The 13,420-nt window shown below is 72.9% G+C and carries 12 protein-coding genes; 6 read left to right on the top strand and 6 right to left on the bottom strand.

Annotated features, from left to right (window positions below; genetic code table 11):
* Window positions 1-4 precede the first annotated feature (4 nt).
* The 3 genes from D6270_RS04195 to fxsA all read left to right on the top strand — a co-directional run bounded on the left by D6270_RS04195 (window position 5) and on the right by fxsA (window position 3,643).
* A complete protein-coding gene (locus D6270_RS04195) occupies window positions 5-1,651 on the top strand; it encodes an amidohydrolase (RefSeq protein ID WP_109166674.1) in 1,647 nt (548 codons plus the stop codon).
* Between the two features lie 539 nt (window positions 1,652-2,190).
* A complete protein-coding gene (locus D6270_RS04190) occupies window positions 2,191-2,958 on the top strand; it encodes a polyprenol monophosphomannose synthase (protein ID WP_109166675.1) in 768 nt (255 codons plus the stop codon).
* A gap of 73 nt (window positions 2,959-3,031) precedes the next feature.
* Window positions 3,032-3,643: an FxsA family membrane protein gene (gene fxsA, locus D6270_RS04185; RefSeq protein WP_109166676.1), complete on the top strand. Its 612-nt coding sequence runs from the start codon at window positions 3,032-3,034 to the stop codon at window positions 3,641-3,643.
* A gap of 217 nt (window positions 3,644-3,860) precedes the next feature.
* Here the strand turns inward: fxsA and D6270_RS04180 are convergent, their stop codons facing one another.
* The 4 genes from D6270_RS04180 to D6270_RS04165 all read right to left on the bottom strand — a co-directional run bounded on the left by D6270_RS04180 (window position 3,861) and on the right by D6270_RS04165 (window position 7,379).
* On the bottom strand, window positions 3,861-4,235 hold the full coding sequence (locus tag D6270_RS04180) for an RNA polymerase-binding protein RbpA (RefSeq protein ID WP_003959706.1): 375 nt from the start codon (window positions 4,233-4,235) through the stop codon (window positions 3,861-3,863).
* A gap of 267 nt (window positions 4,236-4,502) precedes the next feature.
* Window positions 4,503-5,876: an MFS transporter gene (locus D6270_RS04175; protein ID WP_109166677.1), complete on the bottom strand. Its 1,374-nt coding sequence runs from the start codon at window positions 5,874-5,876 to the stop codon at window positions 4,503-4,505.
* 46 nt (window positions 5,877-5,922) lie between these two features.
* On the bottom strand, window positions 5,923-6,687 hold the full coding sequence (locus D6270_RS04170; protein ID WP_109166678.1) for a glycerophosphodiester phosphodiesterase family protein: 765 nt from the start codon (window positions 6,685-6,687) through the stop codon (window positions 5,923-5,925).
* A complete protein-coding gene (locus tag D6270_RS04165) occupies window positions 6,684-7,379 on the bottom strand; it encodes a membrane protein YczE (RefSeq protein WP_109166679.1) in 696 nt (231 codons plus the stop codon). Before D6270_RS04165 ends, D6270_RS04170 begins: the two co-directional genes overlap by 4 nt.
* Window positions 7,380-7,481: 102 nt before the next feature.
* Here D6270_RS04165 and D6270_RS04160 point away from each other — a divergent pair, with 102 nt between their 5' ends.
* Window positions 7,482-8,981 (top strand): SCO1417 family PLP biosynthesis transcription factor, encoded by a 1,500-nt coding sequence (locus D6270_RS04160; RefSeq protein WP_109166680.1) that lies wholly within the window; start codon window positions 7,482-7,484, stop codon window positions 8,979-8,981.
* 108 nt (window positions 8,982-9,089) lie between these two features.
* On the opposite strand, the gene D6270_RS04155 is transcribed toward D6270_RS04160, so the two are convergent.
* Complete coding sequence (locus D6270_RS04155) at window positions 9,090-10,739, bottom strand: hypothetical protein (RefSeq protein ID WP_109166681.1); 1,650 nt, start codon at window positions 10,737-10,739, stop codon at window positions 9,090-9,092.
* 37 nt (window positions 10,740-10,776) lie between these two features.
* Window positions 10,777-10,971, bottom strand: a complete 195-nt coding sequence (locus D6270_RS04150; RefSeq protein WP_003970432.1) for a hypothetical protein — start codon at window positions 10,969-10,971, stop codon at window positions 10,777-10,779.
* Window positions 10,972-11,294: 323 nt separating this feature from the next.
* On the opposite strand from D6270_RS04150, the gene D6270_RS04145 reads away from it, so the two are divergent.
* Together D6270_RS04145 and D6270_RS04135 are read left to right on the top strand one after the other, a co-directional pair.
* Window positions 11,295-11,687, top strand: coding sequence for an ankyrin repeat domain-containing protein (locus D6270_RS04145; RefSeq protein WP_109166682.1), 393 nt, complete (start codon window positions 11,295-11,297; stop codon window positions 11,685-11,687).
* A 289-nt stretch (window positions 11,688-11,976) separates the two neighbouring features.
* Complete coding sequence (locus D6270_RS04135) at window positions 11,977-13,395, top strand: HEAT repeat domain-containing protein (RefSeq protein WP_109166684.1); 1,419 nt, start codon at window positions 11,977-11,979, stop codon at window positions 13,393-13,395.
* Window positions 13,396-13,420 lie beyond the last annotated feature (25 nt).

The raw sequence follows: 13,420 nt of genomic DNA, 5'->3' as shown, positions 1-13,420 counted from the left end.
TCCCATGACCGAGAGCACCGCCCCCCAGAGCCCCCCCGACCACCGCACCCTGCTGCTGCGCGGGGGAGACGTCCACAGCCCGGCCGACCCGTTCGCCACCGCGATGGTCGTGGAGCGCGGGCATGTCGCCTGGGTGGGCTCCGAAGGGGCCGCCGACGCCTTCGCGAGCGGCGTCGACGAGGTGGTCGACCTGGAGGGCGCCCTGGTCACCCCGGCGTTCACCGACGCCCACGTCCACACCACCGCCACCGGCCTGGCCCTCACCGGCCTGGACCTCTCGGACGCCCGTACGCTCCCCGAAGCCCTCGGCCTCGTCCGTGCGTTCGCGAACCGGCACGCCGCCACCGACGTCCTGCTCGGCCACGGCTGGGACGCCGCGCGGTGGCCCGAACAGCGGCACCCCTCGCGCGCCGAACTCGACGAGGCGGCCGGCGGCCGGGCCCTGTACCTGCCGCGCATCGACGTGCACTCCGCCGTCGTCACCACCGCCCTGCTGGACCTCGTCCCCGGCGTCACCGCGATGGCCGGCTACCACCCCGACGCGCCGCTGACCGGCGACGCCCACCACGCCGTACGGGCCGCCGCACACGGTGCGCTCACCCCCGCCCAGCGGGGTGCCGCCCAGCGCGCCGCACTCGACCACGCCGCCTCCCTCGGCATCGGCACCCTCCACGAGTGCGGCGGGCCCGAGATCTCCGACGAGGACGACTTCACCGCGCTCCTGGCCCTCGCCGCCGAACGGCCGGGCCCCCGGGTCTTCGGCCTCTGGGCGGAGGAGATCGCCGACGAGAAGGGCGCCCGCCGCATCCGGGAGCTCGGCGCCATCGGAGCGGCCGGCGACCTCTTCGTGGACGGGTCCCTCGGCTCGCACACCGCCTGCCTGCACCAGCCGTACGCCGACGACCCGCAGACCGGCACCGCCCACCTGGACGCCGCCCGGATCGCCGCCCATGTCACGGCCTGCACCGAGGCCGGCCTCCAGGCGGGGTTCCACGCCATCGGCGACGCGGCCGTCTCCGCCGTCGTGGAGGGCGTCCGGGCCGCCGCCGAGACGCTCGGCCTCGCCCGGGTCCGCGCGGCCCGCCACCGGGTGGAGCACGCCGAGATGCTCACCCCCGAGACGATCGCCGCCTTCGCCGAGCTGGGCCTCACCGCCTCCGTCCAGCCCGCCTTCGACGCCGCCTGGGGCGGCCCGGAGGGGATGTACGCCCAGCGGCTCGGCGCGGAGCGGGCGGCGACCCTGAACCCGTACGCCGCCCTCCTGCGGGCCGGAGTGCCGCTCGCCTTCGGCTCCGACAGCCCGGTCACCCCCCTCGATCCCTGGGGGACCGTGCGGGCCGCCGCCCACCACCGCACCCCTGAGCACCGCATCTCCGTCCGGGCCGGGTTCACCGCCCACACCCGGGGCGGCTGGCGGGCCATCGGCCGCGACGACGCGGGGCTCCTCGTGCCGGGCGCACCGGCCGACTACGCCGTCTGGCGGACCACCGAACTCCTGGTCCAGGCGCCCGACGACCGGGTCGCCCGGTGGTCCACCGACCCCCGCTCCGGCACGCCCGGCCTGCCGGATCTCACGCCCGGCGCCGAACTGCCCGTCTGCCTGCGGACGGTGGTCTCCGGACATACGGTCTACGTACGACCGAACGAGTGACGTCGGGCGATTCCGTACCGCCGATCGATGGCTCGGTCACGCGTTCACGACCTGCGGATCTCCGGCACTGACCAGGCATTTTGGGCAAAAGCCGCAGGTCGCGCGGGTGTTGACAGAACGCGCCCACGGGCCGGTAGGTTCGGCCGGGTCCACCACAGGACGTCCGACCGGTTAAACCTCCACGCAGTCGTCGAACGCCGCTGGGTCATGGGGTGGTGTGCCGCACCGGCGCACCACCACTGACAGCCAGGTTCAGCGCCCGCGCCTCGGGGGCGAGGGAAGGTTTCAGCCGGACGGAGGGTGCGACCCGGGTGGGGCCCGGACGTTCAGTAGACAACGGCTCTCGGTCGACCCGCAGCCAGCGGGTCCCAGGTCGGCCCGAAGGGCGCCGGGCCCCGATCCGCAGTTCCGTCCGCGGTTCTGTCCCCAGTTCCGGCCATCTGCCCGGCCTGTGCCACACGCCCGCGCGACCGGGGAGAACTCCGGTGGCCTCGCGCTGGATATGGTGTCCCCCTGTGTACGGACTCTAAGGGGCAGTAGTGAACGACGGCGGTCAGAGGCAGTTCGGCCCGCTCGGCAAGGTCCTGGTGATCATTCCGACCTACAACGAGGTCGAGAACATCAGGCCGATCGTCGACCGGGTGCGCACGGCCGTGCCGGATGCCGACATCCTGGTGGCCGACGACAACAGCCCCGATGGCACCGGAAAGGCGGCCGACGAGATCGCGGCCGCCGACGGCCAGGTCCACGTCCTGCACCGCAAGGGCAAGGAAGGGCTCGGCGCCGCCTACCTCGCGGGCTTCGCCTGGGGTGCCGAGCACGGCTACGGCGTCCTCGTCGAGATGGACGCCGACGGCTCCCACCAGCCCGAGGAGCTGCCCCGGCTGCTCACCGCCCTCAAGGGCGCCGACCTCGTCCTCGGCTCCCGCTGGGTGCCCGGCGGCCGGGTCGTCAACTGGCCCAAGAGCCGCGAGGTCATCTCCCGGGGCGGCAGCCTCTACTCCCGCCTCGCCCTCGGCCTCTCCGTCCGCGACGTCACCGGCGGCTACCGCGCCTTCCGGACCGAGACCCTCCAGGGCCTGGGGCTCGACGAGGTCGCCTCCCAGGGGTACTGCTTCCAGGTCGACCTGGCCCGCCGCTCCGTCGAGGCCGGCTACCACGTGGTCGAGGTCCCCATCACCTTCGTGGACCGCGAGGTCGGCGACTCCAAGATGAGCCGGGACATCCTCGTCGAGGCGCTCTGGCGGGTCACCGGCTGGGGCGTCACCTCCCGCGCCAACAAGGTCCTGGGCCGCAAGAAACCCTGACCCGGCGGCGTACGGGGCGGTCCATGATCACCCCCTTACGCCGCTTCCACCTCCTTACGGGCACACTGGTGGCATGACGACCGGCACCCCGCCCCCGATCCGTCCCCGGCGCTCGCGCGTCCGTAGATTCCTGCCGCTGGCCCTGGCCGCCTGGCTGGTCCTGGAGATCTGGCTCCTGACCGTGGTCGCCTCGGCCGCCGGCGGCCTCACCGTCCTGCTGCTCCTGGTCGCCGGAGCGGTGCTCGGCACCGTGGTGATCAAGCGCGCCGGGCGCCGCGCCTTCAAGAACCTCACCGAGACCCTTCAGCAGATGCCCGGTCAGCCCGGCGCCACCGAGGCCCCGCAGGTCACCGGCGGAAAGGCGTCCAAGGGCAACGGGCTGCTGATGCTCGGTGGCCTGCTCCTCCTGATCCCCGGCCTGATCTCGGACGCGGCCGGTCTCCTTCTGCTGGTCCCGCCCGTCCGTACGGTGATCAGCCGCCGGGCCGAGCAGTCCCTGGAGCGCCGGATGCGGGCCGCGTCCCCGGGGGGCCTCTCGGACGCCTTCCAGCAGGCCCGGATGCACCGGCCGGACGGAAAGGTCGTCCAGGGCGAGGTCATCCGCGAGGACGGCAACCAGCCCCCCTCCCGCCCCTCCGGCTCCGACGACGACTTCCAGGGACCGCGCCCGCCGCTCACTCCCTGACGTCCGCTACCCCGGGGGTCGCCGACGAAGAGTTCGATGAGGTTGAACGGCGCACGCTCGACACGGCGGAGGTCCAGGGGCGCGAGGGCGTCCGCGCGGAACCGGGACGCTTTCTCCGGCCACGCCAAGAGCCGCGGGCCGTGACACATGTCCTGTGTCACGGCCCGCGGCTCTTGTGCTGTGCTGTTGTCGCGCTCAGTGCGGTGGCGCTATGCGGTCAGGCAGACTTCCTGCTGTCCCGCGGGTGCACGGCGATGTTCATGGCTCCGGAGCGCAGAACCGCCAGCCTCTCGGCCAGCACCTCCTCGAGCTCCTCACGCGTGCGCCGCTCCATGAGCATGTCCCAGTGCGTACGCGCAGGCTTGCCCTTCTTCTCCTCGGGGCCATCCCCGTCCACCAGGAGTGCCTGGGCGCCGCACGCCTTGCACTCCCACTCCGGCGGAATCTCCGCCTCCACCGAGAACGGCATCTCAAATCGATGTCCGTTCTGGCATGCGTACTCCACCGCCTGGCGCGGGGCCAGATCGATGCCGCGGTCCGTCTCGTAGCTGGTAACCACAAGTCGCGTGCCGCGAAGAGCTCGCTCACTCATGAATCGTGCCTCCCGGGCTTGTCGCCCACAGGACAAAATGTCGCTGTCGTCGTCATCCGGTCAACGTCCGGTCGCTGGCAAAGATTCCCGTCGCCGGTCATGCGTCGCCCGTTCGTGCCGCTGCTTTGTCTTGGGTCGAGTACCCACCCTTGCCCGGTTTGTCACCTCTGTCGAGCGTTGTCACCCAACGGTTGAGCTGCTCACACTCGCAGTGACGGTCCTCCGGGCAGGCCAAAGACGTATACTACCGCCCTTTCACTTCAACGTCTAAATCCGCTCCGGCACGGGATTGCCCGCGGCCGTGATCGCACGCCGTACGGGCACCCGCGCGAGCAGCACCGCGCCGAGGGCGAAGAACACGATCAGCGAGATGATCGCCTCCCGGTAGCTGCCGGTCAGCTGGTACGCCAGACCGAACACCAGGGGCCCCAGCCAGCTCAGACCGCGGTCGCTCATCTCGTACGCCGAGAAGTATTCGGCCTCCTTGCCGCGCGGCACCAGATGGGAGAAGAGCGAGCGGGACAGCGCCTGGCTGCCGCCCAGCACCAGCCCGATGGCCGCCGCGAGAACGAAGAAGAAGACGGGCGCGTCGGCCGGCAGCACATAGGCGGAGACCAGGATCGCGGTCCAGACGACCAGCGAGCCCAGGATCGTGCGCTTGGCGCCGTACACCCGGGCGAGCCGGCCCATGCCGAGCGCCCCCGCCACCGCCAGGATCTGCACCAGCAGCACGGCGACGATCAGGGTCGTCTGGTCGAGGCCCAGCTCCTCGGAGCCGTACAGCGAGGCCTGGGAGATCACCGTCTGGATGCCGTCGTTGTAGACCAGGTAGGCGAGCAGGAACGAGAGCGTCAGCGGGTGGCGCCGCATGTCCTTCAGGGTCGCTCTCAGCTGTTTCCAGCCCGAACCCACCGCCCCCTCGCCGTCCGGTGCCACCCGGCGGTCGCGCAGCCTGCGCAGCGGTACGAGGGTGAACGCGCCCCACCACACACCCGCCGACGCCAGGCAGATCCGTACCGCGTCGGACTCCGCGAGACCGAAGGACTCGTGGCCGGTGTACAGGATCAGGTTGAGAACGAGCACCAGCGCGCCCGAGGTGTAGCCGAAGGCCCAGCCGCGCGAGGAGACCGCGTCGCGCTCCTCCGGCTCGGCGATCTGCGGCAGATAGGCGTTGTACAGGACCATCGACACGGAGATCGACGCGTTCGCCACGATCAGCAGGAACGCGCCCAGCAGGTAGCGGTGGCCGTCCAGGAAGAACATCCCCGCTGTCGCCGCGGCACCCGTATAGGCGGCCGCCGCGAGCAGCGGCTTCTTACGGCCCGTACGGTCCGCCGCCGCGCCCACGATCGGCATCAGGACGACGGCCACCACGATGGAGGCCGAGACGGAGTACGCGAACAGCGAGCCCGCGCGCACCGGTATGCCCAGCGGGTGGACGAAGCCGTCGGGGCCGGCCGCGGCCTTGGCGATCGACGTCAGATACGGGCCGAGGAAGACGGTCAGCACGCTGGTGGAGTAGACGGAGCAGGCGAAGTCGTAGAAGTACCAGCCGCGCTGCTCGCGCTTGCGGGCCGCCGCCGGCCCGTCGCCCGGCGGATTTCCGGCCGGATCTGTCGTTCCTGCGGTTCCGGTGCTCAACCCGCGCCCCCTCGGTTCTCGCGTGCGGACGCGGACGGGCCCGGCGTCAGGCCCAGGCCCCTCGCTCGCTCAGCACCGTACGCAGCGTCTCGATGTGATCGGTCATGATGCCATCCACCCCGAGGTCCAGGAGTGCCGCCATCCGTTCGGGCTCGTTGACCGTCCAGACGTGCACCTGGAGCCCGAGCGCGTGCGCCGTACGGAGGAAGCGGGCGTCGACCACCGGGATGCCGCTCTGCCGCTCGGGGACCTGCGCGCAGACCGCGCCCGCCCGCAGCGGGGCCGGGATCCCGTACGAGCGCAGCCGTAGCCCCAGGACGCCGCGCACGCCGTACGAGGTGGCCAGGCGCGGGCCCGCCAGACGGTGCGCGCGGGCCACCCGGGCCTCGGAGAACGAACCGACGCAGACCCGGTCCCAGGCGTCCGTCCTGCGGATCAGCTCCAGGAGGGGTGCCAGGGCCGGTTCCGCCTTGACGTCCACGTTCCAGCGGGCCTCGAGGAACTCCTCCAGCAGTTCCTCGAAGAGGGGGAGGGGCTCGGTTCCCCCGACCCTGGCGCGGCGCACCTCGCTCCAGGGCAGCGCCGAGATCCGGCCCGTGGCGTCGGTGACCCGGTCCAGCGTGGAGTCGTGGAAGGCGACGAGACGGCCGTCCGCCGTGGTGTGGACGTCGGTCTCGAAGTAGCGGTAGCCCGCTGCGGCCGCCCGGCGGAAGGCGGCCGCGGTGTTCTCCACCCCGTCCGCCGCACCGCCGCGATGGGCGAAGGCAATGGGTGTCGCGTGATCCAGATAGGGGTGGCGGCTCGGTTTCACTGCGGCAGTATGGCCTGCCCGGATGGAGGGGTGGCAACGGGGCCCGGTCCGGCGGGAGTCGCGGGGGTGACCGGCGGCGTGGCGGGTGCGGGAAGTCCGAAGACCCGCAGGAAGAGCTGGGCCAGCGGCCCGATCGCCAGGGCGTACAGGACCGTACCGGCCCCCAGTGAGCCGCCCAGCAGGAAGCCGGTGACGACGACGGCCACCTCGATCGCCGTACGGACCAGCCGGATGGAGCGGCCCGTGACCCGGTGGAGCCCGGTCATCAGCCCGTCGCGCGGACCGGGGCCGAAGCGGGCCGCGATGTAGAGCCCGGTCGCCACCCCGTTCAGCGCGATGCCCAGGACCATCACCGGGATGCGGAGCCCGTAGCCGTCGATGTCGCCGACGAGGGCGAGCGTGCCGTCCATGGCCAGGCCGACCACGAAGACGTTGGAGACGGTGCCGAGCCCGGGGCGCTGCCGCAGCGGTATCCACAGCAGCAGCACGATCGCGCCGACGATGATCGAGACGACGCCGATCGAGATGCCGGTCAGCTCGGTGAGGCCCTGGTGCAGGACGCCCCACGGCTCCAGACCGAGTTCCGCGCGGACGAGGAGCGCCGAACTCGCCCCGTACAGCGTCAGACCCGCGTACAGCTGGACCAGCCGCCGGGGGAGGTGGGTGGTGCCACGGGCGGAGGTGCTGGACACGTATTGCCTCCTGGTGTGGTGGTGGTGGACTGCTGCGTGTCACTCTGTGGCAGGGGATCGGCCACCAGGTATGGCCAATTCGAGGAAGGTGGACTGATTTCGATGGTGCAGTGGACTTCGACCGTGGGAGCGGCTCAGCTCGCCCGGCAGCTCCAGGCCCAGCAGCCCCGGCCCACCGGCCCCGCAGGACGGAAGCCGCCCGCCTACCGTGCGCTCGCCGACGGCGTACGCCTCCTCGTCCTGGAGGGCCGGGTCCCGGTCGCCGCCCGGCTGCCCGCCGAACGCGAGCTGGCCCTCGCCCTCTCCGTCAGCCGCACCACCGTCGCCGCCGCCTACGAGGCGCTGCGCGCGGAGGGGTTCCTGGAGTCACGGCGCGGCGCGGGCAGCTGGACCGCCGTCCCGGCCGGGAACCCGCTGCCCGCCCGGGGTCTGGAACCACTGCCCCCGGAGTCGCTCGGCTCCATGATCGACCTGGGCTGCGCCTCCCTGCCCGCCCCGGAGCCCTGGCTGACCCGGGCGTTCCAGGGCGCGGTGGAGGAGCTGCCTCCGTACGCCCACACGCACGGCGACTACCCGGCCGGGCTGCCCGCGCTCCGCCGGATGATCGCCGACCGCTACACCGCGCTCGGCATCCCGACCATGCCCGAACAGATCATGGTCACCACCGGGGCGATGGGCGCCATCGACGCCATCTGCCACCTCTTCGCGGGCCGCGGTGAACGGATCGCGGTCGAGTCCCCTTCGTACGCCAACATCCTCCAGCTGATGCGCGAGACGGGCGCGCGCCTCGTCCCGGTCGCCATGGAGGAGGGCATCGGCGGCTGGGACATGAACCGCTGGCGCCAGGTGCTGCGGGACTCCGCGCCCCGGCTCGCCTATGTGGTGGCCGACTTCCACAACCCGACCGGTGCGCTCGCCGACGAGCAGCAGCGCCGGGACCTCGTCGACGCCACCCGCTCCGCCGGCACCGTCCTGGTCGTCGACGAGACGATGACCGAACTCCGTCTGGACCCCGACACCGCCATGCCGCGCCGGGTCTGCGCCTTCGACCCGGCCGGCAGCACGGTCCTCACCGTCGGCTCGGCCAGCAAGGCGTTCTGGGCCGGGATGCGGATCGGCTGGGTCCGGGCGGCCCCGGACGTCATCCGCTCCCTGGTCTCCGCCCGCGCCTACGCCGACATGGGCACCCCGGTCCTGGAGCAGCTCGCCATCAACTGGCTGATGGGTACGGGGGGCTGGGAGCAGGCGGTCGAGATCCGCCGGGACCAGGCGCGCCAGAACCGCGACGAGCTGGTCGCGGCGGTGCGCCGGGAGCTGCCGGAGTGGGAGTTCGCGGTGCCGCGCGGCGGGCTCACCCTCTGGGTGCGTACGGGCGGCCTCTCCGGCTCCCGGCTGGCGGTGGCGGGCGAGCGCGTCGGCGTACGGGTGCCTTCGGGACCGCGGTTCGGGGTGGACGGGGCGTTCGAGGGCTATGTGCGGCTGCCGTTCACGGTGGGCGGCCCGGTCGCGGAGGAGGCGGCGGTGCGGCTCGCCGCCGCGGTGGAGCTGGTGCGTTCGGGCGCGGGTGCCGGGGCGGACGCACCACGGAGCTTCGTGGCCTGAGGGGCCTGAGGGGCCTGAGGGGCCTGCGGGTACGGGAACGCTTGCGGGCGGGGAGCGGGCTGTCCGGCCCGTCTCCCCGCCCGCTGCGCCCTCCCTGCGGCCCGGGGCTCATCCCTCCGCGATCGCCGCCTGAGCCTTGGCGAGCTGCCCGGTCGGCAAGGCCTCCACGGCCACCGGAACCTGAGCGGTGTCCTCGCCGTCGCGGGCACCGTCGGCCGGTGCCTCAGGCTCGGGAGCCGGCCGCGCGGCGGCGCCCGGCCGCTCCGGCAGCACGTCCAGCACCGCCTGCCGGTGGGCCTCGCTCGTGGCGTCGTCGTACGGGTCCGGGGTCGCCGGGACCTGGAGGCGCAGGACCGGCCCGGTGCCCAGCCGCGCGTACCCCCGGCCGGCCGGGACCTCCGGCGGCGGGGTGGTGTTCGGCTCGGCGCCCAGCACGGCGGTGATCTGCTCGCGGGACGCGGGGCCGAGGACGACGCGGGCCCGGGTGTGTGTCCGTACGGTCTCCGTGAGGCCCTCCAGGGCGTCGAGCTGGTCGGCCAGGACCACCGTCACCCCGGCCGCCCGGCCGTGCCGCAGGGGCACCTGGAGCAGCTCCAGCGGGTCGGTCCGGCCGTCGGCCGCCGCGAGGTGACCGAGGACGCCGGGACGGTCCAGCAGGATCCAGAGCGGGCGCTTGACGTCCTCGGGGACGGGGTGTCCGCCCTGCCGCGCCCGGTTGGTGAAGATCAGGCGCCGCTCCGTCTCGTGCGCCGCCCACTCCAGGGTGGCCAGCGCGCCGCCCAGGCCGGATTCGACGGCGAGGACCCCGGTGAGCCCGGTGAGGGCGCCGTACTCGCCGGTCCCGCTGCCGTCGATGACGAGGACGTCGCCCTGCTGGAGGGCCTGGAGGGCGATGGAGCGGACCAGGGTGGTGGTGCCGCTGCCGGGCTGTCCGACGGCCAGCAGGTGGGGCTCGGTGGAGCGGTTGCCGGTCCGCCAGATGACGGGGGAGGCGTCCACGGTCGTGTCGCCGTCGCGGACCGGGACGGTGCGCCGGACCGCGTCGGGGTCGGTGAACCCGAGGACCGTCTCCCCGGGGGCGGTGACGAAGCGCTGGGCGGCGATCGAGGTCGACAGGGGGGCCGGGACGGTCATGACGAGGCGGTTGGCCTCCTCGTCCCAGGCGAAGTGGTACTCGCGGCCGCGCCCCGACTTCGTGTGCAGCAGCTGTTCGATCCGGGACCGCGCGGCGGCCTCGCCGTCCGGGAAGTACGCCGGGTAGGAGACCCGGAGACGGGTGAGGCGCCCGTCGCCGTCGAAGGCGTACCCGTCGAAGGCCTTCTCCCAGTCGCCGCCGTGGGCGAAGAGCGGGTCGGGGTCGTCGGGCACCGAGAAGTACGGCACGAGCGCCTCGTACAGGGCGCGCAGGCGGGTGGACTCCGCCTCGTCCGGGCCGGTCTTCACGGGGGTCCGCTCCCGCCCCTTCCACGCGGCGGCGCCCATCACCGTGATCAGGGCCAGGATCGGCCCGTACGGCACGAGCGCCACGGCGAGTACGCAGGCCGCGGCGAGGAACAGCTTGGGACCACGCCGTTCCTTGGGTGTCGCGGCCCACTTCTGCCGGCCGGACACGGCCAGCAGCCGCAGACCACGCAGGATCGTGATCAGCGGATGGAGCACATCGGTGGCGCTGTCGGCGGCCGTGCGCGCGATCTCTCTGCTGCGAGTGATCGAAGCGCTGCCGCTGCTCAGAATGCGGGGGAGTGGTCGCCGGGCCACAGCTGTCTCCTGAAGGGGTGGGAGCGGTTGCGGAGCGTCAGAACTTGATCCCGCCCAGCAGACCGGCGAGGCTCGCCCCGCCTGCCGTGATGCTCGGCGCGATCGCGGTGCCGGCCAGGTAGAAGCCGAACAGCGCGCAGACGATGGCGTGGGACGCCTTGAGCCCGTCCTTCTTGAAGAACAGGAAGACGACGATGGCGAGCAGTACCACGCCCGAGATGGAAAGGATCATGAGCGGATCTCCTGGTTGAGGGGACAGTCACCATGAGTCCTTCCAGGATCACGCGAAGTATCTATGCGATAAAAGGTGCAATGGAGTGAATAAGTATCATTTTCACTTGATTGGCCGACGGGAACCTGTGGTCCGCGCGCGGTATGTCGCGGTCCGTGCCGGGCAGGAACCCCCCCGCGGTGATCTTTTGCCGTCACCGGGCCCGGTCATGTCCGACCCGGAGCAGTACCCTGTCGGTTCACTCGTACGGCCCCGTGCCGTACACCCCCCGGTCAACGGCGGCGGCGAGAGCCGGCGCACGGCAGAGGAAGGCGGCCCGCGCGATGAGCGAAACCCCCGATCCCGAGGTGGTCGAGCTGGCGACCAAGGTCTTCGGCCTGGCCCGCACCGGCGAGACCGAGGCGCTCGCCGCGTACGTCGACGCGGGCGTCCCCGCCGACCTCACCAACGACCGGGGCGACTCGCTGGTCATGCTCGCCGCCTACCACGGGCACGCCGGAGCGGTCGCCGCCCTCGTCGCCCGCGGCGCCGACCCGGACCGCGCCAACGACCGTGGCCAGACCCCGCTGGCCGGAGCCGTCTTCAAGGGCGAGGACGCCGTCATCGACGCCCTGCTCGCCGCAGGCGCCGACCCCGCCGCCGGAACGCCGTCCGCGCGGGACACGGCCCAGATGTTCGGCAAGGCCGACCTGCTGGAACGCTTCGGTGCCCGTTGAGACGCGGGCGGGCGCGCCTGCGGGCATGTCCGCCGAGGGGTCCGCTGACCGGTCCGTCGTAAATGTGGTCGCGGTGGCGAAATGGCTGGGTCATCATGACGTCGCGGGTCCGTTTCGGGCCACCGACGAGAGGCAGAGGAAGATGGTCTACACCAGGCACAAGACGGCGGTCGGCCGATCATGTCGCTGCGCGGCGTAGGAGTGTCCCCGGACACCCCCTCGTGCCCCCGGGGCACGGGGCACTGCACAGTCCCGGTTGCGTCGACAGCTTGATGTGAGGCTTTCTCCCATGTTCGATCCGTTCATAGCGCCGAGCGGGACCCTGCTCGGCCTGCTGCAGAGGGGCCGTGGCGACGGCACGCTCCACGCGCTCGCCGCACCGCGCCCCGAGGCCCTCGCGGCCCTCAACCACTGCGTCGTGAGCGACCCCCGTCACGACTGGCAGGTGGAGAATCGCTCCCTCTACTACGCACGCCTGTATCTGGATCTCGACGGCGGCATCGAAGAGATCGAGCGCCACCTCGGCGACCCCGACGACCACACGGACACCGACGACTCCCGTACCGGCCTCGCGCTCTCCGTCCTCGGCCACCTCGCCTCCTACGGGCGCGACGACGCCCTGGCGCTGCTCCGCCGCTACGCGGCCACCGGAGCCAACTGGGCCTGGGCCCTGGACGAGCTGGCCCTGCGCGACGACGACGCGGGCCTGCGCTCCCTCGCCCTGCCCGTCCTGGGGCGTTTTCCGGCCACCGAGGAAGGCGCCGCCGAACTCGCCGCCGCCGTACGCGACTCCTTCGAGCCGCGCCCCTGGCGGCTCTGGGCCGACGACCCGCGCGAAGCGGTCGGCGCCCGGGTGCGGGCCGCCACCGAACAGGGCTCGTTCGACCGATGGCAGCGGCAGCTGCGCCCCGGCGGCCCGCGCCCCGGCTGGAGCGTCCAGGCCGTCTTCGACTGGGCCCAGCAAGCCCTGGAACGCGGCAGCGAACTGCACGTCCCCGCAGCCCGTTGCCTCTCCGCCGTCGCCGGACCCGACGACCGTTTCCAGATTATCGAGGCCGCCCGCGACGGCTCCGACGGCGCCCGCTGCGCCGCCCTGCACTACCTCGCCGAGGCGGCCGACCCCGCCGTCCTCGACCTCATCGAGTCCGCCGCCCTCAGCCCCTCCCGCACCGTCGCCGACGCGGCCGTCGCCGCCTTCGAGCGGATGTGCGGGGACGAGGCCGTGGAACGCGCCCGGCGCTGGGCCAGGCGCCCCGACGCCCTCGGCGCCTCGGCCGCCGGAATCCTCGCCTGCCGCGGCACCGCCCAGGACGCTCCCCAAGTCCTCGGCGCGCTGCGGGAGGCCGTACGCGGCGACGGCCCCGACGCCCCCCGGCTCTGGACCCTCGTGGACGGCACCGGCCGCCTCGGCATCGCCTGCGCCGCCCCCGTACTGCGCCACGTCTACCGCGAGACGTCCTCCTCGCACCTGCGGGGCCGGGCCGCCCGGGCCCTCGCCGCCACCGATCCGTCCTTCGCGACCGGCTTCGCGGTGGAGTGCCTGTGGGACTGCGAGGAGACCACCCGCGAGGTGGCCGCCCTGCACGCCGAGACCGGGGACATCCGCGTCGCCGAACGGCTGCGCCGCCTCGCCGCCGACCCGGCCGAGGAGGCCGAGGTGCAGACGGCGGTGCGGAGCCGGATCGGACCGGACGCATCGGCGCTCTGACCGTGAGACTCGCGTAGGAGAGGGC

This window comes from Streptomyces griseus subsp. griseus (assembly GCF_003610995.1).
Lineage (GTDB): Bacteria > Actinomycetota > Actinomycetes > Streptomycetales > Streptomycetaceae > Streptomyces.
This window is presented reverse-complemented; position numbering and strand designations above follow the sequence as displayed.

What these genes read in the sequence shown, in the direction of transcription:
- D6270_RS04195 (WP_109166674.1), top strand. Translation starts at nt 5, where the DNA reads ATGACCGAGAGCACCGCCCCCCAGAGCCCCCCCGACCACCGCACCCTG.
- fxsA (WP_109166676.1), top strand. Translation starts at nt 3,032, where the DNA reads ATGACGACCGGCACCCCGCCCCCGATCCGTCCCCGGCGCTCGCGCGTC.
- D6270_RS04180 (WP_003959706.1), bottom strand. Translation starts at nt 4,235, where the DNA reads ATGAGTGAGCGAGCTCTTCGCGGCACGCGACTTGTGGTTACCAGCTAC.
- D6270_RS04160 (WP_109166680.1), top strand. Translation starts at nt 7,482, where the DNA reads ATGGTGCAGTGGACTTCGACCGTGGGAGCGGCTCAGCTCGCCCGGCAG.
- D6270_RS04150 (WP_003970432.1), bottom strand. Translation starts at nt 10,971, where the DNA reads ATGATCCTTTCCATCTCGGGCGTGGTACTGCTCGCCATCGTCGTCTTC.
- D6270_RS04145 (WP_109166682.1), top strand. Translation starts at nt 11,295, where the DNA reads ATGAGCGAAACCCCCGATCCCGAGGTGGTCGAGCTGGCGACCAAGGTC.
- D6270_RS04135 (WP_109166684.1), top strand. Translation starts at nt 11,977, where the DNA reads ATGTTCGATCCGTTCATAGCGCCGAGCGGGACCCTGCTCGGCCTGCTG.